Source organism: Escherichia sp. E4702 (assembly GCF_963883545.1).
Taxonomy (GTDB): Bacteria; Pseudomonadota; Gammaproteobacteria; order Enterobacterales; family Enterobacteriaceae; genus Escherichia.
In genome coordinates, this window is sequence record NZ_CAWORF010000021.1 from 257846 (window position 1) to 276069 (window position 18224).

18 protein-coding genes are annotated in these 18224 nt (G+C 52.5%); 9 read left to right on the forward strand and 9 right to left on the reverse strand.

The features are described from left to right. Positions 1-52 precede the first annotated feature (52 nt). Positions 53-562: a 5-(carboxyamino)imidazole ribonucleotide mutase gene (gene purE / locus AACU94_RS14700; RefSeq protein WP_135489660.1), complete on the forward strand. Its 510-nt coding sequence runs from the start codon at positions 53-55 to the stop codon at positions 560-562. Next, positions 559-1626 (forward strand): 5-(carboxyamino)imidazole ribonucleotide synthase, encoded by a 1068-nt coding sequence (gene purK, locus AACU94_RS14705; RefSeq protein ID WP_130258570.1) that lies wholly within the window; start codon positions 559-561, stop codon positions 1624-1626. Before purE ends, purK begins: the two co-directional genes overlap by 4 nt. 36 nt (positions 1627-1662) lie before the next feature. On the opposite strand, the gene AACU94_RS14710 is transcribed toward purK, so the two are convergent. The 5 genes from AACU94_RS14710 to allA form a co-directional block, all read right to left on the reverse strand. Then, positions 1663-2964 carry a uracil/xanthine transporter gene (locus tag AACU94_RS14710; protein ID WP_135489661.1) on the reverse strand — a complete coding sequence of 434 codons (1302 nt, stop codon included), beginning with the start codon at positions 2962-2964 and terminating at the stop codon, positions 1663-1665. Positions 2965-3070: 106 nt separating this feature from the next. After that, a complete protein-coding gene (gene hyi, locus AACU94_RS14715; protein WP_135489662.1) occupies positions 3071-3847 on the reverse strand; it encodes a hydroxypyruvate isomerase in 777 nt (258 codons plus the stop codon). Between the two features lie 12 nt (positions 3848-3859). Further along, the gene (gene gcl / locus AACU94_RS14720) at positions 3860-5641 is read right to left on the reverse strand and encodes a glyoxylate carboligase (RefSeq protein WP_135489663.1); all 1782 of its coding nucleotides are present in this window, start codon (positions 5639-5641) and stop codon (positions 3860-3862) included. A gap of 89 nt (positions 5642-5730) precedes the next feature. Further along, positions 5731-6546 (reverse strand): HTH-type transcriptional repressor AllR, encoded by an 816-nt coding sequence (allR, locus tag AACU94_RS14725; protein WP_130223150.1) that lies wholly within the window; start codon positions 6544-6546, stop codon positions 5731-5733. 77 nt (positions 6547-6623) lie between these two features. Continuing rightward, positions 6624-7106, reverse strand: a complete 483-nt coding sequence (gene allA, locus AACU94_RS14730) for an ureidoglycolate lyase (protein ID WP_130206359.1) — start codon at positions 7104-7106, stop codon at positions 6624-6626. Between the two features lie 229 nt (positions 7107-7335). Between allA and allS the strand changes: the two genes are divergently transcribed. Then, entirely contained in the window at positions 7336-8262 is a 927-nt protein-coding gene (gene allS, locus AACU94_RS14735; protein WP_135489664.1) for an HTH-type transcriptional activator AllS, read from the forward strand. A 68-nt stretch (positions 8263-8330) separates the two neighbouring features. After that, positions 8331-9425 carry a tRNA 2-selenouridine(34) synthase MnmH gene (gene mnmH, locus AACU94_RS14740; RefSeq protein ID WP_135489665.1) on the forward strand — a complete coding sequence of 365 codons (1095 nt, stop codon included), beginning with the start codon at positions 8331-8333 and terminating at the stop codon, positions 9423-9425. A 343-nt stretch (positions 9426-9768) separates the two neighbouring features. Here the strand turns inward: mnmH and ybbP are convergent, their stop codons facing one another. Both ybbP and ybbA read right to left on the reverse strand, forming a co-directional pair. After that, positions 9769-12183, reverse strand: a complete 2415-nt coding sequence (gene ybbP, locus AACU94_RS14745) for a putative ABC transporter permease subunit YbbP (RefSeq protein ID WP_135489666.1) — start codon at positions 12181-12183, stop codon at positions 9769-9771. Then, positions 12180-12866 (reverse strand): putative ABC transporter ATP-binding protein YbbA, encoded by a 687-nt coding sequence (gene ybbA / locus AACU94_RS14750; RefSeq protein ID WP_032237096.1) that lies wholly within the window; start codon positions 12864-12866, stop codon positions 12180-12182. Before ybbA ends, ybbP begins: the two co-directional genes overlap by 4 nt. Here ybbA and tesA point away from each other — a divergent pair. The 3 genes from tesA to cnoX are packed head-to-tail and all read left to right on the forward strand — an operon-like array spanning position 12837 to position 15174. Beyond that, entirely contained in the window at positions 12837-13460 is a 624-nt protein-coding gene (gene tesA, locus AACU94_RS14755) for a multifunctional acyl-CoA thioesterase I/protease I/lysophospholipase L1 (RefSeq protein ID WP_001295836.1), read from the forward strand. The genes ybbA and tesA overlap by 30 nt on opposite strands. Next, a complete protein-coding gene (gene ybbO / locus AACU94_RS14760) occupies positions 13450-14259 on the forward strand; it encodes an NADP(+)-dependent aldehyde reductase (RefSeq protein WP_135489667.1) in 810 nt (269 codons plus the stop codon). Before tesA ends, ybbO begins: the two co-directional genes overlap by 11 nt. A 60-nt stretch (positions 14260-14319) precedes the next feature. Beyond that, the gene (gene cnoX / locus AACU94_RS14765; protein WP_001295322.1) at positions 14320-15174 is read left to right on the forward strand and encodes a chaperedoxin; all 855 of its coding nucleotides are present in this window, start codon (positions 14320-14322) and stop codon (positions 15172-15174) included. 72 nt (positions 15175-15246) lie between these two features. Here cnoX and fetB read toward each other — a convergent pair whose 3' ends face one another. Continuing rightward, positions 15247-16026, reverse strand: a complete 780-nt coding sequence (gene fetB / locus AACU94_RS14770) for an iron efflux ABC transporter permease subunit FetB (RefSeq protein WP_135489668.1) — start codon at positions 16024-16026, stop codon at positions 15247-15249. Beyond that, positions 16013-16690: an iron efflux ABC transporter ATP-binding subunit FetA gene (fetA, locus tag AACU94_RS14775; RefSeq protein ID WP_130258563.1), complete on the reverse strand. Its 678-nt coding sequence runs from the start codon at positions 16688-16690 to the stop codon at positions 16013-16015. Before fetA ends, fetB begins: the two co-directional genes overlap by 14 nt. A gap of 145 nt (positions 16691-16835) precedes the next feature. Between fetA and AACU94_RS14780 the strand changes: the two genes are divergently transcribed. Further along, positions 16836-17753, forward strand: a complete 918-nt coding sequence (locus AACU94_RS14780) for an SPFH domain-containing protein (protein WP_000904498.1) — start codon at positions 16836-16838, stop codon at positions 17751-17753. Further along, on the forward strand, positions 17750-18208 hold the full coding sequence (locus AACU94_RS14785; protein WP_130223170.1) for an NfeD family protein: 459 nt from the start codon (positions 17750-17752) through the stop codon (positions 18206-18208). The genes AACU94_RS14780 and AACU94_RS14785 overlap by 4 nt, the downstream gene beginning before the upstream one ends. Positions 18209-18224 lie beyond the last annotated feature (16 nt).

Sequence of the window (18224 nt, forward strand, 5' to 3'; positions counted from 1 at the left end):
TCTCTGTGCCCTCTAAAGCCGAGAGTTGTGCACCACAGGAGTTTTAAGACGCATGTCTTCCCGCAATAATCCGGCGCGTGTCGCCATCGTGATGGGGTCCAAAAGCGACTGGGCTACCATGCAGTTCGCCGCCGAAATCTTCGAAATCCTGAATGTCCCGCACCACGTTGAAGTGGTTTCTGCTCACCGCACCCCCGATAAACTGTTCAGCTTCGCCGAAAGCGCCGAAGAGAACGGTTATCAGGTGATTATTGCGGGCGCAGGCGGCGCAGCGCACCTGCCGGGCATGATTGCCGCCAAAACGCTGGTGCCGGTGCTGGGCGTGCCAGTACAGAGCGCCGCACTGAGCGGTGTCGATAGCCTATACTCTATCGTACAAATGCCGCGCGGCATTCCGGTGGGTACGCTGGCGATTGGTAAAGCTGGCGCGGCAAACGCGGCGTTACTGGCAGCACAAATTCTTGCAACTCACGATAAAGAACTTCACCAGCGTCTGAATGACTGGCGCAGAGCTCAAACCGACGAAGTGCTGGAAAACCCGGACCCGCGAGGTGCGGCATGAAACAGGTTTGCGTGCTCGGTAACGGGCAGTTAGGCCGAATGCTGCGTCAGGCAGGCGAACCGTTAGGTATTGCTGTCTGGCCGGTCGGACTGGATGCTGAACCGGCGGCGGTGCCTTTTCAACAAAGCGTGATTACCGCTGAGATCGAACGCTGGCCGGAAACCGCATTAACCCGCGAGCTGGCGCGCCATCCGGCCTTTGTGAACCGCGATGTGTTCCCGATTATTGCCGACCGTCTGACTCAGAAGCAGCTTTTCGACAAGCTCCACCTGCCGACCGCACCGTGGCAATTACTTGCTAATCGCAGCGAGTGGCCTGCGGTGTTTGATCGTTTAGGTGAGCTGGCGATTGTTAAGCGCCGCACTGGTGGTTATGACGGTCGCGGTCAATGGCGTTTACGCGCCAATGAAACCGAACAGTTGCCGGAAGAGTGTTACGGCGAATGTATTGTCGAGCAGGGCATTAACTTCTCTGGTGAAGTATCGCTGGTTGGCGCGCGCGGTTTTGATGGCAGCACCGTGTTTTATCCGCTGACGCATAACCTGCATCAGGACGGTATTTTGCGCACAAGCGTCGCTTTCCCGCAGGCCAATGCGCAGCAGCAAGCGCAAGCCGAAGAGATGCTGTCGGCGATTATGCAGGAGCTGGGCTATGTGGGCGTGATGGCGATGGAGTGTTTTGTCACCCCGCAAGGTCTGCTGATCAACGAACTGGCTCCGCGTGTGCATAACAGCGGTCACTGGACACAAAACGGTGCCAGCATCAGCCAGTTTGAGCTACATCTGCGGGCGATTACCGATCTGCCGTTACCGCAACCAGTAGTGAATAGTCCGTCGGTGATGATCAACCTGATTGGTAGCGATGTGAATTATGACTGGCTGAAACTGCCGCTGGTGCATCTGCACTGGTACGACAAAGAAGTCCGTCCGGGGCGTAAAGTGGGGCATTTGAATTTGACCGACAGCGACACATCGCGTCTGACCGCGACGCTGGAAGCATTAATCCCGCTGCTGCCGCCGGAGTATGCCAGCGGTGTGATGTGGGCGCAGAGTAAGTTCAGTTGAGCCATATCGGGTGGCTAATTCTCGTCACCCGTCACCTCATTTCAGCCGATGCCACGGAATCAGATTATCCATTAACACCGCCAACAAAATACTAACCAGCAATCCGTTACTTAATAATGGGCGAAGCGTTAATGGCAGATCCTGTAAATAGACCGGCGGTAATCCCATTAAAAAGATCCCAACAAATAACGGTAGTGCGAGTCGACAAACATTACGCGCCGTAAAGTTAATTTGTTGGCTAAAAAGTAGCGCAGAAAAGAGTAATGGCAAATAAGACACTAACATTACCGCACTCGTTACCGGCAGCGGAATACTGCTGAATAAGCGCGTCAGTGGCGGAGTCATCGCTACCAACAAACAAATCGCACTACCGTAGAGAAATGAACGACGTGTCGCATCGCCAGTTTGCGTTAATAAACCAATAGACGAAACGAACGGAGAAAAGGGAATAATAGCCATCGGCACCGTCACCAGCGTCATCACCCCTGTGACCACGAAACTTCGACGATAACGTCTGTTTCCCGCCCCTTGTTGTGGGTAAAAAATATCAGTACCCCGGACTGCACCATAAGTATTGCTGATATTAACCAGACCGGTAATTACCGCCGTCACAATAATCCCTGGGGATAACTTGCCTCCGCTCCCCAAGGGAAACCATTGCCAGTGCAGTTCAGAATGAATTATTGGCGATGAAGGAAAGCAGAAACGCCAAAGTAGCCAACCTAGTATTGTCCCCACCAATACCCCATAACGTGCCAAACGCTGGGGAAGAAAAATAATCATCGCCAGCACCAGACACATTACCGCTACCGACAGAGCAAACGCTGGAAACTGAATTTTAAAATTTGGGTCGGCAATACCAAACGGCAAACCTAACATTCCCTTAAAGAAGATAGTGGTAAGCTGCGCGCCCAGCATCAACATAAAAACGACCATCACGGTTGGGGTGAACAAGCGTGCCAGACGGTGACCTAACCCACTAATACCAATTAAAATAGTCAGTACGCCGGAAATCGCAATTCCTGCTACCAGACTATTGGCAATATCATTGAGCGGTGTACCTCGCGATGATTCACCCAACGTGATGGTGAGGATCGTTCCCCACCATAAACCTCCAGGCCCTTCCATAATAGCGCGGCGATGACCGAAAAATGCCTGAGCGATACAGGCTAATGCGGTTGCCAGAAATGCATATTGCGTCAGTGTCAGCAAACAGCTTTGCGGTAGCTGAAATGCCGAAAGCAACGTCGGCGGAACCACTACGGTGTTACAAAAAATGAAGAAAAACCACTGAAAACCAGACAACATATTTTCGCGGTTAAATGAAATATTAAACATAGGAACACCTGTTAAAATCGCGCCAACTGCTATCATTTATCGAATACAGATAACTTCATTCCCCACCAGCCAGGTATTAAAAACCTTGTCTGCAGCATATTTTAATTTAGCAGTAAGGGGTAATCCACGCTAATCCCTCTTCCGTAGTGGTCTTCGGTTTATATTCACATCCTACCCACCCATCGTAGTTTGATTGCGCAATTACCATAAAGAGATATTCGTAATTAATTTCTCCGGTCCCTGGTTCGCCGCGATGTGGATTATCGGCAATTTGCAGGTGACCAATTTTATCGGCCCATTGGGTCATGGTGTTGGTTAATTCACCTTCCATCCGCTGCATGTGATAAATGTCATACTGTATTTTCAAATTGCAGCAACCAACATCGTCAATCAGTTTCAGCGCCTGTTGAGTTCCGGTGAGATGGAAACCAGGAATATCGAAATGGTTGATAGGTTCAATCAGTAATAAAATATCTTCTTTCATCAACATATTCGCGGCATAACGCAGGTTTTCCACAAGCGTTGCGTGAATCTGTTCACTGCTGAAACCAGCCGGCGTTTTACCGACCAGACAGTTGATTTTTTTATTCCCCAACACACGGGCATAACGAATCGCTGCTGCTACGCCATCACGAAACTCGTCTTCACGGCCAGGAATACAGGCAATACCCCGCTCGCCTGCCGCCCAGTCACCCGCCGGTAAATTATGTAACGTATGCTCGAGTTTATTACTCGCCAGTACATGTTTTAATTCTTCAATGTCGTAGTCATAAGGAAACATAAATTCAACACCGCGAAAACCACACTGCGCGGCTTTCTCAAAACGGGCGAGAAAATCATATTCACCAAATAACATCGATAAATTAGCAGAGAAACGTAACATTATTTATCTCCCTTATTCATAGTGCATGAAGCAGGTTTCAGTTGGCGCGTCCGCTGCGCTATCAGCGATATCTTCAAATTCCATGACGTTATCCAGTTCACTGCCCATCGAAATATTGGTTACACGTTCCAGCATAATTTCCACCACCACCGGGACACGGTACTGCGCCATTAAGGCTTTCGCCTGTTCAAAGGCTGGAGCAATATCTTCCGGTTTGAAAACGCGGATAGCTTTACAACCTAAACCTTCCGCGACTTTCACGTGGTCAACGCCGTAACCGTTCACATCACTGGAGTTAATATTTTCGAACGCGAGCTGTACGCAGTAATCCATATCAAATGCGCGTTGCGACTGGCGAATCAGACCGAGATAGGCGTTATTGACCAGCACATGGATGTACGGAATGTTGAACTGTGCGCCAACGGCTAATTCTTCAATCAGGAACTGGAAGTCGAAGTCACCGGAAATCGCCACCACATTGCGCTCTGGATCAGCGGCACAAACCCCCAGCGCCGCCGGAATGGTCCAGCCCAGCGGGCCTGCCTGACCACAGTTGATCCAGTGACGGTCTTTAAAGACATGCAGCATTTGCGCCGCAGCGATTTGTGACAGGCCGATGGTGGTGACATAGCAAACATCACGTCCAAAGGCTTTGTTCATCTCTTCATACACGCGCTGCGGTTTCACTGGCACGTTGTCGAAGTGAGTTTTACGCAACAAAGTACGTTTGCGCTGCTGGCAGTCGGCGACCCATTCTTTACGACACGGCAGACGACCTGCTTTTTGCATCTCCTGGGCCACTTCAACCAGCAGCGTCAGCGCCGCTTTGGCGTCGGAGACAATGCCGAGATCCGGACACAGCACGCGGCCAATTTGCGTCGGTTCAATATCGATATGAACGATTTTGCGCCCTTCGGTGTATTTCTCTACCGAACCGGTATGACGGTTGGCAAAACGGTTACCGATACCAAATACCATGTCGGAAGCCAGCAGCGTTGCGTTACCGTAACGATGCGCGATTTGCAGACCCACCATCCCGGCCATCAGTTCGTGATCGTCCGGAATACAGCCCCAGCCCATCAGCGTTGGGATCACCGGAACGCTGGTCAGTTCGGCAAACTGTTGTAACAGCGCCGCGGCATCGGCGTTGATTACCCCGCCCCCGGCAACAATCACCGGACGTTCGGCCTGAATTAACATTTCTACCGCTTTTTCGATCTGCATACGGCTGGCAGCAGGTTTGTAAGCCGGCAGCGGTTCGTACATGTCAGGATCAAACTCGATTTCCGCAACCTGAACGTCGAACGGTAAATCCACCAGTACCGGACCCGGACGACCAGAACGCATCAGGTGAAATGCCTGTTGCAGCACACGAGGCACCAGTGCCGCTTCACGTACTGTAACCGCCATTTTACTGACCGGCTTGGCGATAGATTCGATATCTACGGCCTGGAAATCTTCTTTATGCAGACGGGCGCGCGGAGCCTGGCCGGTAATGCACAGAATAGGAATGGAATCAGCTGAAGCAGAATAGAGCGCGGTGATCATGTCAGTACCCGCCGGGCCTGAAGTCCCCAGACAAACGCCGATATTCCCAGCCGTTGCGCGGGTATAGCCTTCCGCCATGTGCGACGCACCTTCCACGTGACGCGCCAGAATGTGACGAATACCGCCGTGCTTACGCATCGCTGAATAGAAAGGATTGATTGCTGCTCCCGGAACGCCGAAGGCGGTGGTGATACCTTCTTTCTCCAGCACATACATTGCCGCGTCAACGGCTCTCATTTTTGCCATTTTATTCCTACCTCTATTAATTGGAAAAATTTTCCAACTTTCAAATTTTGTCAAAAAAACCCGCTCCGCAGAGCGGGATGCGACAGACACTATGGATGAGCTTTCAGTCCCAACGCCGTGCTGATATCGCGGGCGGTGTCTCTGACCAGCTCACCCTGACTGACAAAACGATCTTCTGTCAGTCTTGATGAAGGCCCGGAGATGGAGATAGCGGCAACAACACTACCTACATCATCGTAAATTGCTGAAGCTATGCAATTCAGGCCTACAACATGCTCTTCTTTATCTACGGTATAGCCCAGTTCACGCGCTTGTTCTAGGTCCTTCAGCAAGGTGGGCATATCCACAAGCGTAGTTGGCGTAAACTGCTGCAAACCCGTTTGCAGGATGATGCTCATCAGCTCATCTTCCGCCAGCGGATAAAGCAGCGCCTTGCCCGCACCGGAAGCATGCAGCGGCAGACGACTGCCCAGCGGCGCACACATCCTGACCATCGATTTACACTCTAACTGACCAATTAATACCGCTTCATTGCCGTTACGAATCGCGACATTGACCGTCTCGCCGGAAAGTAGCATCAGGCGGCGCATAAACGGCCCGGCGACGGAGAGGACATCACGGTTATGGATGTACGCCGCGCCGACGTTAAAGACACCTAATCCTATATGCCACCAGCCTAACTGACTGTCCTGATAGACAAAATCCGCTGCCTGTAAAACCTTTAACAGGCGAAAGGTCGTCGAGAGCGGCAAATCCAGATTGAGAGAAATATCGCTAACCGACGAACTTCCTCCACTTTTTTCCAGATATTGCAGAATCGCAATTCCCCGCTCTAACGCCTGTGCGCCCTTCTGTGCCACAGGCTCCGCCTGTCCTGGCCTGCCGCGCCGTCTAACTTCCGTCATACCTACGTTAACTCCGACCTACAAGTGAGCATAAACAATGAACAATTAGTTTATCTTATGCAAGTCGGTTGCAGGCGTCACGCAAAACAGAGTTCCTGTTCAGGAATACTTTCAACATCACAGTTGTCACTGCCGCCGCGATCGATGGTCAGAAAATCGGTGACGCGCTGCCAGGCGAAAAGCGGGTGATGCCAGACGTTACGATGATAATTCACCCCCTGCTCACCGTTGGTGATAAACGCCCGCAGCGTTGACAGGTCTGGTTTATCGTCACCTGACGCCACGACCACTACAAACACTTCACCTTTCATCGGGATAAAGGCCTGAGTACCCAGCGGATGACGTTCGAGTTCGTGGATGGTCAGCGGCAGATTCGCCGGTTGCGCGCGGTTAATGCTGATAAGCGTACGGTCTTGCTCAAGAATCTCAACCAGCGCCAAATCGTGATAGCGCTCCACCAGGCCATTGTTAATATGGAAAAAATCCCGTTGCTGCGTTTCGATAACGTCGCCATAAGCACAGAAGGCTTCCTGACTTAACGGTAATACCTGAAGTTTCATCTTTTTGTCCTTGTAACATAATTCCGTTCAACCAGCGCCGACCGGTCAGCTTGGTTTCAATAACAGGCAATCTAAAACCTAAAGAGAACAACATCAACACAAAAGTTGGAATATTTTTCCAAAACTAGATTTAGCCCACAAATCACGCAGGGTTATCATGTGAAAATACAGGTAAATCAAAGGACAGGAAAATCACGCAACCTGCGGATTTAAAAGGGGATACCTGAAGATGTTTGATCCAGAAACTTTGCGGACTTTCATTGCTGTTGCCGAAACGGGAAGTTTTTCAAAAGCGGCAGAACGATTATGTAAAACCACGGCGACCATCAGTTATCGCATTAAGCTTCTGGAAGAGAATACCGGAGTGGCGCTGTTTTTCCGCACCACCCGCAGCGTAACGTTGACAGCTGCTGGCGAACATCTGCTTTGTCAGGCCAGAGACTGGCTGAGCTGGCTGGAAAGCATGCCGAGCGAGCTACAACAGGTGAATGATGGCGTGGAGCGCCAGGTGAATATTGTCATCAACAACCTGCTCTACAATCCCCAGCCCGTCGCCCAACTGCTAGCGTGGCTGAATGAACGTTACCCGTTTACCCAGTTTCACATCTCCCGACAAATCTATATGGGCGTCTGGGATTCGCTACTTTACGAAGGTTTTTCACTGGCCATCGGCGTCACGGGAACCGAAGCACTGGCAAATACTTTTAGCCTTGATCCCTTAGGTTCGGTGCAATGGCGCTTTGTTATCGCGGCGGATCATCCACTGGCGAAGGTTGAAGAGCCGCTAACAGAAGCGCAGTTGCGGCGCTTTCCTGCGGTCAATATTGAAGACAGCGCCCGCACCTTAACCAAACGCGTCGCCTGGCGTTTGCCGGGGCAAAAGGAGATTATTGTTCCTGATATGGAAACGAAAATCGCCGCCCATCTGGCGGGCGTTGGCATTGGTTTTTTGCCAAAATCACTTTGCCAGTCGATGATTGATAATCAACAACTGGTCAGCCGGGTCATTCCAACGATGCGCCCGCCTTCGCCATTGAGTCTGGCATGGCGTAAATTTGGCAGCGGCAAAGCGGTGGAAGATATTGTGGCCTTGTTTACCCAGCGCAGGTCGGAAATCAGTGGATTTTTAGAAATTTTCGGCAACTCACACAGTTAAAAATCAAGTTTCCTTGCGCGTTGGCGCGTAAAATAGCGCGCAAGCTGATTTGAGGTTCACTTTTTACTATGCAAGAGAGACACACGGAACAGGACTATCGTGCCCTGCTGATTGCTGATACGCCCATTATTGATGTTCGCGCCCCCATCGAGTTTGAGCAAGGCGCAATGCCCGCCGCTATCAATCTGCCGTTAATGAATAATGATGAACGCGCCGCCGTTGGCACCTGCTATAAACAGCAAGGGTCTGACGCGGCGCTGGCGCTGGGGCATAAACTGGTGGCGGGTGAAATTCGTCAGCAGCGCATGGACGCCTGGCGGGCAGCGTGTCTGCAAAATCCGCAAGGTATTCTCTGCTGCGCCCGTGGCGGTCAACGTTCACATATTGTGCAACGCTGGCTGCATGAAGCGGGGATTGATTATCCGCTGGTGGAAGGCGGTTATAAGGCTCTGCGCCAGACCGCGATTCAGGCGACCATTGAACTGGCACAAAAACCGATAGTGCTGATTGGCGGTTGTACCGGCAGCGGCAAAACGCTGTTAGTGCAACAACAGCCGAACGGTGTTGATCTGGAAGGGCTGGCGCGCCATCGCGGTTCTGCTTTTGGTCGCACATTGCAGCCGCAACTTAGTCAGGCGAGTTTTGAAAACCTGCTGGCTGCCGAAATGCTAAAAACCGACGCCCGTCAGGAGCTGCGCCTGTGGGTGCTGGAAGATGAAAGCCGGATGATCGGTTCGAATCACCTGCCGGAATGCCTGCGCGAGCGAATGACTCAGGCGGCGATTGCGGTGGTAGAAGATCCGTTTGAGATCCGTCTTGAGCGCCTGAACGAAGAATATTTCTTGCGTATGCATCATGATTTTACCCATGCTTATGGCGACGAACAGGGCTGGCAGGAGTATTGCGAATACCTGCATCACGGACTTTCGGCTATTAAGCGTCGGCTGGGGCTACAGCGCTATAACGAACTGGCTGCAAGGCTGGATGCAGCGCTGACAACGCAACTCGCAACCAATAGCACCGACGGTCATCTGGCCTGGCTGGTGCCGTTACTTGAAGAATATTACGACCCGATGTATCGCTATCAGCTTGAGAAAAAAACGGAAAAAGTTGTCTTTCGCGGTGAGTGGGCGGAAGTGGCGGAATGGGTTAAGACGCAGTGATAGGCGATATTCTGAAACGGCGATTGTCGTGAGAACAGAATGGTTGCACCAGAATACAGATATAAAAAAACCGACATGACAGTCGGTTTTTTTATTTTTTCCGCCCAAGACTTGGTGGTTCCGGGCAGAAATGAAACAGTCCTCATCTAGCAAGTGAATTATAAGTCAGGATGCCTACATATTCAAACAGCTATGTTGGCGATACAATCCCGACGCTAGTAGCAAGACTGCCGGATGCGGCGTAAACGCCTTATCCGGCCTACACAATCTTGCAAAATCAATATATTGCACGCTCTTCGTAGGCCTGATAAGCGTAGCGCATCAGGCAATCTAACGCCTGTCATCACCCCGCAAACTGCCTGAACAGCGCCTTACCCTTAACCAGTCGCGCACCCAGCCAGCCGCCGCAAAGCGACAGCAGCAGTGCACCGCTGCACGGCAGCACAATCCACAATCGCCAGTCAGGTTCCCACGGGAAGTCGAACACTTTCGCCTGCAACACTGCCAGCGCCGTTTCCGCACCAATTGCGGCTACCAGGCCGGAAACAAACCCAAGCATGGCGAACTCACACCACAATGTCGTGCGCAGCAGTTTTTTCCCCGCGCCGAGTGTGCGCCACACCACCAGCTCCTGATGACGCTGACGCATTCCCACCTGCACCTGCGCCAGCAACAGCAACATACCGCAGGCGGTGACCAGCACAACCATCACTTCCAGCGCCCGACTTACCTGCTCCAGCACCTGGCCGACCTGTTTTAAAATCGCGCCAATGTCTAACAGGCTAATGGTCGGGAACTGGCGGTTGAGTTGCGTCAACATGCCGTTGCCGTTCTCCCAGCGGAAACTGGTAAGCCAGCTCTGCGGCTGCCCGTCCAATGCCCCTTCCGGGAAAATAAAATAGAAATTAGGCCGCAGACTTTCCCAGTCCACTTTGCGCAGGCTGGTCACTTTAGCGCGGAACTCTTGGGTATCGCCCATAAAAGTCACGGTATCGCCGAGAGCAACGTTTAAGCGTTTCGCCAGCCCCTCTTCCATCGACACTTCATCGGCTTTTGGCGGCCAGTTACCGGCGACAATCGGATTATGATCGGGCCGCGTATTTTGCCAGGTAAGATTGAGTTCGCGATTGAGCGCCTCATCTTCATTGCCTTCTGTCGGCTTATCGTTAATCGCCGTCAGCCGCGCCCGCACCACCGGATAAAACGATTCCGGGACTATCTGATGTTCCGCGAGGAACGTTTTTAGCGGCGTAACCTGTTCTGTGGCGATGTTGATTAAAAAGTAGTTCGGGGTTTCTGGCGGTAGCTGCTGCTGCCAGCGGTCGAGCAGATCGCCACGCAACACCAGCAGCAGTGCCAGCAGCATAAAGGAGAGCGAAAATGCCGAAAGCTGGCTTAACGTTGACCACGGCTGACGTAACAGGCGGCTAACCGCCAGGCGCAGAGGTAGCGATTTCAGCGTCATGCGGCGAAGTACATTCAGCAGCATCCAGCCCAGAACACCGCACAGCAAAGCCAGTACTACCGCGCCCGCCAACACCGCCCAGAGCAGCATACTGCCGCCCATTAATCCGGCGAGCAGCAGCACAACCACCACACTGACAATCGGCAGATAAAACTTCAGCGGCCAGACGTTCGCTACCACATCTTTACGTAACACACGTAAAGGCTGCGTTGCCAGCAACAGGCGGTACGGTCGTAGCCCCACCAGCAGCGAGATGACTGTCATGGTACCCAGCGCCCACAGCCACGGCCAGAGGCTGGCAGGCGGTAGTGCGGCAGGCAGAACGGGCTTGAGCAGTACCATCAATACGCTTTCGAACAACAGGCCAATCGCCCCGCCGGTAACGGCTGAAAGCACCAGAATCATCAACCACTGACCGACGATTAACTTACGCAGTTGCGCTCGCCCTGCCCCCAGCGTTTTGAGGATCGCCACCAGATCGTAGCGACTGCGACAGTAATGATTCATCGCCACCGCCACCGCAGCCACTGCCAGCAGCAAGGTCAGAAGCGCCGAAAGCAGCAGGAACTGTTGCGAGCGTTCCATCGAGCGCCCCAGCGCGCCTTCGTCCTGTTCCAGACCGTACCAGCGTTGTTCGGGTTTAAGCTGGGGTAACAGCCATTTCTCATAGCCGTCGAGCTGATTCTCGCTGCCACCAAATTTATAGCGCCAGGTGACCCGACTCCCCGGCTGCACGGCTCCGGTTTTATCGACATCCGCCAGATTCATCATCAGGCGTGGGGCTATCTGGAAGGGGTTAAAACCGGAATCCGGTTCCTGAATCACTTCTCCGGCAATCCGCAGTGTGGCATCGCCCACGTCGATGGTGTCGCCCGTTTTCAGGTTAAGCAGTGCCATCAGCCGTGGGGCCAGCAATACGCTGCCCGCCTGCGGTTTCAGGCCTGGGGGATTGGTTTGCAGATCGCCATACATCGGGTAGATATCATCCACCGCTTTGACGTTCGCCAGCTGCGGTGTGTCGCCTGCAAATGTCATGGTGGCGAAAGTCAGCTGCTTGCCGACTTTCAGGCCGCGCTTTTGCGCTTCCTCCAGCCATGCTTGCGGCACTTCGCGCGAACTGCGCAACGCCCGATCGCCCGCCATAAACTCACGGCTTTGCTGGCTTAAACCTTTCTCCATGCGATCGCTGATATTACCCAGCGCCAGCACGCAGGCCACCGCCAGGCTTAGCGCCAGCCAGACAATTAATAGCGACGGCGAGCGCCATTCGCGCCAGAACCAACGTGCAATCATGCTTCCTCCTGCAACTGCCCGTTCACCAGCCGTAAGCAGCGGTCGCAGCGTGCCGCCAGTTGCAGGTCGTGGGTCACCATAATCAACGTGGTGCCATGTTCACGGTTGAGGGAAAACAGCAGGTCGGCAATTTTATCGCCCGTCTGGCGGTCAAGGTTGCCAGTGGGTTCGTCGGCAAACAGCACATCAGGTCGACCGTTAAAGGCTCGCGCCAGCGCCACCCGTTGCTGTTCACCGCCGGAAAGCTGTGCCGGAAGATGATCAAGACGTTTACCCAGCCCTAACTGTTCGAGCAACGCTTTCGCCCCGTTACGACTTTCCGCGCTACTCTCACCGCGCAGCAGCGCCGGAAGCTCGACGTTTTCCAGCGCGTTAAGGGTAGGAATTAACATAAATGACTGAAAAACAAAGCCTACGTGCTTCGCGCGCAATTTTGCCCGCGCTTCTTCGTCCATATTATGTAGCGGTTGTCCTACCAGATTCACTTCGCCACTGCTACCGTCATCCAGCCCGGCGAGGATCGCCAGCAAGGTTGACTTACCCGATCCCGACTCGCCCACCAGCGCGATGGTCTCGCCACGTTTGACAACCAGCTCAACTCCGGTGAGGATGGAGAGTTCATGCTCCCCCTGACCGACGGACTTCTTAAGATGATGAACTTCAACAATGTTTTCCGCTGGCATTTGCCCTTCCTGTTCCTGGTCCTGTTAACCTTCCGTGCCGCCGCAGCGGACACGTTATTGATTCTGGGTGATAGCCTGAGCGCCGGGTATCGAATGTCTGCCAGCGCGGCCTGGCCTGCCTTGTTGAATGATAAGTGGCAGAGTAAAACGTCGGTAGTTAATGCCAGCATCAGCGGCGACACCTCGCAACAAGGGCTGGCGCGCCTTCCGGCTCTGCTGAAACAGCATCAGCCGCGCTGGGTGCTGGTTGAACTGGGCGGCAATGACGGTTTGCGTGGTTTTCAGCCGCAGCAAACGGAACAGACGCTGCGCCAGATTTTGCAGGATGTCAAAGCCGCCAACGCTGAACCATTGTTAATGCAAATACGTCTGCCTGCAAACTATGGTCGCCGTTATAATGAAGCCTTTAGCGCCATTTACCCCAAACTCGCCAAAGAGTTTGATGTTCCGCTGCTGCCCTTTTTTATGGAAGAGGTCTACCTCAAGCCACAATGGATGCAGGATGACGGTATTCATCCCAACCGCGACGCCCAGCCGTTTATTGCCGACTGGATGGCGAAGCAGTTGCAGCCTTTAGTAAATCATGACTCATAAAGCAACGGAGATCCTGACAGGTAAAGTTATGCAAAAATCGGTCTTAATTACCGGATGTTCCAGTGGAATTGGCCTGGAAAGCGCGCTCGAATTAAAACGCCAGGGTTTTCATGTGCTGGCAGGTTGCCGGAAACCGGATGATGTTGAGCGCATGAACAGCATGGGATTCACCGGTGTGTTGATCGATCTGGATTCGCCAGAAAGTGTTGATCGCGCAGCCGACGAAGTGATCGCCCTGACCGATAATTGTCTGTATGGGATCTTTAACAATGCCGGATTCGGCATGTATGGCCCCCTTTCCACCATCAGCCGTGCGCAGATGGAACAGCAGTTTTCCGCCAACTTTTTCGGCGCACACCAGCTAACCATGCGCCTGTTAACCGCCATGCTGCCGCACGGTGAAGGACGTATTGTGATGACCTCATCGGTGATGGGATTAATTTCCACACCGGGTCGCGGTGCCTATGCAGCCAGTAAATATGCGCTGGAGGCGTGGTCAGACGCACTGCGCATGGAGCTGCGCCACAGCGGAATTAAAGTTAGCCTGATCGAACCCGGTCCCATTCGTACCCGCTTCACCGACAACGTCAACCAGACGCAAAGCGATAAACCGGTCGAAAATCCCGGCATCGCCGCTCGCTTTACGTTGGGGCCAGAAGCGGTGGTCAACAAAGTGCGCCATGCTTTTATTAGCGAGAAACCGAAGATGCGCTATCCGGTGACGCTGGTGACCTGGGCAGTCATGGTGCTTAAGCGCCTGCTGCCGGGGCGCGTGATGGACAAAATATTGCAGGGGTGAGTTGAAGCGCGCGCTTAAGCCCCCATGTCATAGAAAATATCGACAACAGAGAGCGACTCCATGTCCGTAGAAAATATTGTCAACATTAACGAATCTAACCTGCAACAGGTTCTTGAACAGTCGATGACCACACCGGTGCTGTTCTATTTTTGGTCTGAACGTAGCCAGCACTGTTTGCAGTTAACCCCGATCCTGGAAAGCCTCGCGGCGCAGTACAACGGGCAATTTATTCTGGCGAAGCTGGACTGCGATGCGGAGCAGATGATTGCCGCCCAGTTTGGTCTGCGCGCGATTCCGACCGTATATCTGTTCCAGAACGGGCAACCGGTAGACGGCTTCCAGGGACCGCAACCGGAAGAAGCGATCCGCGCCCTGCTGGATAAAGTGCTGCCGCGCGAAGAAGAGCTGAAAGCGCAGCAGGCGATGCAACTGATGCAGGAAGGCAATTACACCGACGCCCTGCCATTGCTGAAAGACGCCTGGCAGTTGTCGAATCAGAACGGGGAAATCGGCCTGCTGCTGGCAGAAACGCTGATTGCGCTGAACCGTTCTGAAGATGCAGAAGCGGTGCTGAAAACCATTCCGTTGCAGGATCAGGACACCCGCTACCAGGGGCTGGTGGCGCAAATCGAACTGCTGAAGCAGGCGGCAGATACGCCGGAAATTCAACAGCTGCAACAGCAGGTGGCGGAGAACCCAGAAGATGCCGCACTGGCGACGCAACTGGCGCTGCAACTGCATCAGGTTGGGCGCAATGAAGAGGCGCTGGAGTTACTGTTCGGACATCTGCGTAAAGATCTCACCGCCGCAGACGGTCAGACACGTAAAACGTTCCAGGAGATCCTCGCTGCGCTGGGTACGGGTGATGCACTGGCGTCGAAGTATCGCCGCCAGCTGTATGCGTTGTTGTATTAATTTTCCGTTGAAATGCGATGCTGTGCAGGTTTGCAGACCTGATAAGACGTCAGCGTCGCATCAGGCATCGCATTATTTCTTCTTCAATTGCGTCACCACCAACTGGTGGCGCGAATTGTAAAACTTACGATAGGTTAAATAACAGGCAATAATGGTCGACAAGCTGGCGGTTGAGAGCAGCATAAAGGTCACCATAATCTGATATTTAATCGCCTTCACCGGATCAATCCCGGCAAATATCAGCCCGGACATCATTCCTGGTAAACTCACTAAGCCAACCGTTTTTGCTGAATCGACCGTCGGAATTAAAGCCGCGCGAATACTGTCGCGAATCAATATCGCTGAAGCCTGCTTCGGCGTCGCGCCAAGACTCAGTTTCTCCTGAATCTGTTGCTGTTCGCTAATGACCCGTTGCCCTAAATTGTTGTAACACAACCCCACCGCTACCATGGCGTTACCGGCAATCATCCCGGCGATAGGGATCACCTGCATCGGGATAAATTCAATCGACCCTGAGAGAATCAGCACCGCCAGGGTAATTCCCGCCCCGACCGTAATGGCAATAAACGATGAGATAAAAGCTTTAGCAATATATTTACTGCGCTTTTGCGCATTCCACGCCGCATTAAAGCAGATAAATAACACCATCAATAATGTCAGGCTGGCATCATCAACGCTGAAAATATACTTCAGCATATAGCCGACAATAATCAGCTGAATTATCGCGCGCCCCACACTCCAGAGAATATCTTTCTCCAGCGCCAGTTTTTCTTTATGGCTAATTAAGATTGCGACAATCACCAGCATTAATGCCAGTGCCAGTGACTCGTTGGTAATATTATGCGTGTTCATAGCGTGCTTCCTGCATTTCTCCGGCATGCGGTTGCAGCGTAATCACCTTATCCGCATGATTAATTTCGTCTTTATCGTGCGTCACCCACAACACCGCAATATTTTGCTCACGTACATAGCGGTGGATCATCTCATTGACGTTGCGTTTGTTGCTTTCATCCAGCGCACTGGTGATTTCGTCGAGCAATAAAACCTTCGGCATAAATTGTAGGTTACGAATCAATGAGATGCGTTGTTTTTCACCCCCGGATAGCTCGGCGATATTTTTCGTCAAAATGGTGTCCGGCAAGGAGAAACGTTCGAGAAAATCGAGAAAAATGGCCGGGTCAGGCTGCTGGTTACGGATCTGCCAGGGAAAGATCAGGTTATCGTAGACCGTGTCGCCAAACAGAGCCGGCGTCTGGGCGCAGTAAGAAACTTGTTGGCGATAGGTTTCTGGCTTTAGTGTGCTGACATCCTCACCTTCAAACAGTAACGTTCCACTGGTCGGGCTGATTAATGAAGCAACGATTTTTAGTAGCGTACTTTTACCGCAGCCGGAAGGGCCGGTAATTAACTTAAATTCGCCAGCACGCAGCGAAAAATTGATGTTATTGAGAATCTTCGTATCGCCCGCCTGATATCCAACATTTTGCAGTTGGAGCAAAAGACTATTTTCCTGCATTGCCCATCCCTTTTTCTGATTTTTACTAAAAACAGTTTATCCTCCGCAAGAATAAGGGGGAACTCTCTTTCAGTAATCAGGTATAATTTGTTTAATCAAGCAGCAATTTTGCTCTTTATGGACGGTACAACAGGAGGTTTTTCCGATGCTAATTTTTATCCCGATTCTCATTTTTGTCGCGCTGGTGATTGTTGGCGCGGGCGTCAAAATCGTGCCGCAGGGCTATCAGTGGACGGTAGAACGATTTGGTCGTTATACCAAAACATTACAGCCGGGGCTCAGTCTGGTGGTGCCGTTTATGGACCGCATTGGTCGTAAGATCAATATGATGGAGCAAGTGCTCGACATCCCATCCCAGGAAGTTATCTCGAAAGATAACGCCAACGTCACTATCGACGCCGTTTGCTTTATTCAGGTGATTGATGCCCCGCGTGCCGCTTATGAAGTCAGCAATCTGGAACTGGCGATCATCAACCTGACCATGACTAATATCCGTACCGTTCTGGGTTCAATGGAACTCGATGAAATGCTCTCTCAGCGCGACAGCATTAACTCGCGTCTGCTGCATATTGTCGATGAAGCCACTAATCCGTGGGGGATAAAAGTCACCCGTATTGAAATTCGCGATGTGCGCCCACCGGCTGAACTTATCTCTTCAATGAACGCGCAGATGAAAGCGGAACGTACCAAACGCGCTTACATCCTTGAAGCAGAAGGGATTCGTCAGGCGGAAATCCTCAAAGCCGAAGGTGAAAAACAGTCACAAATCCTGAAAGCGGAAGGTGAACGTCAGTCGGCATTCTTACAGGCTGAAGCGCGTGAACGTTCGGCTGAAGCAGAAGCACGCGCGACCCAAATGGTGTCTGAAGCCATTGCTTCTGGTGACATTCAGGCGGTGAATTACTTCGTGGCGCAGAAATACACCGAAGCGTTACAGCAGATTGGTTCCTCCAGTAACAGCAAAGTGGTGATGATGCCATTAGACGCTAGTAGCCTGATGGGGTCGATTGCCGGGATTGCTGAACTGGTGAAAGACAGCGCGAACGAGCGAAATAAATCATGATCGAGATGATAGCTATCCATCCGCATATTTTTTGGCTGAGTCTCGGCGGTCTGCTGCTGGCAGCCGAGATGCTGGGCGGCAATGGTTATCTACTGTGGAGCGGTGCCGCGGCGGTGATTACTGGCCTGGTGGTCTGGCTGCTGCCGCTGGGTTGGGAGTGGCAAGGGGTGATGTTTGCCGTCCTGACGCTGCTCGCCGCCTGGCTGTGGTGGAAATGGCTGGCACGAGGCGTGCGCGAACAAAAGCACAGTGACAGTCATTTAAACCAGCGCGGTCAACAGCTGATTGGCCGACGTTTTGTGCTGGAATCACCGTTAGTCAACGGGCGCGGTCATATGCGCGTCGGCGACAGTTCATGGCCCGTCAGCGCCAGCGAGGATCTCGGTGCAGGTACGCATGTTGAGGTGATTGCGATTGAAGGGATAACGCTGATCATCCGTGCGATCATCGCCTGATGCGACGCTGACGCGT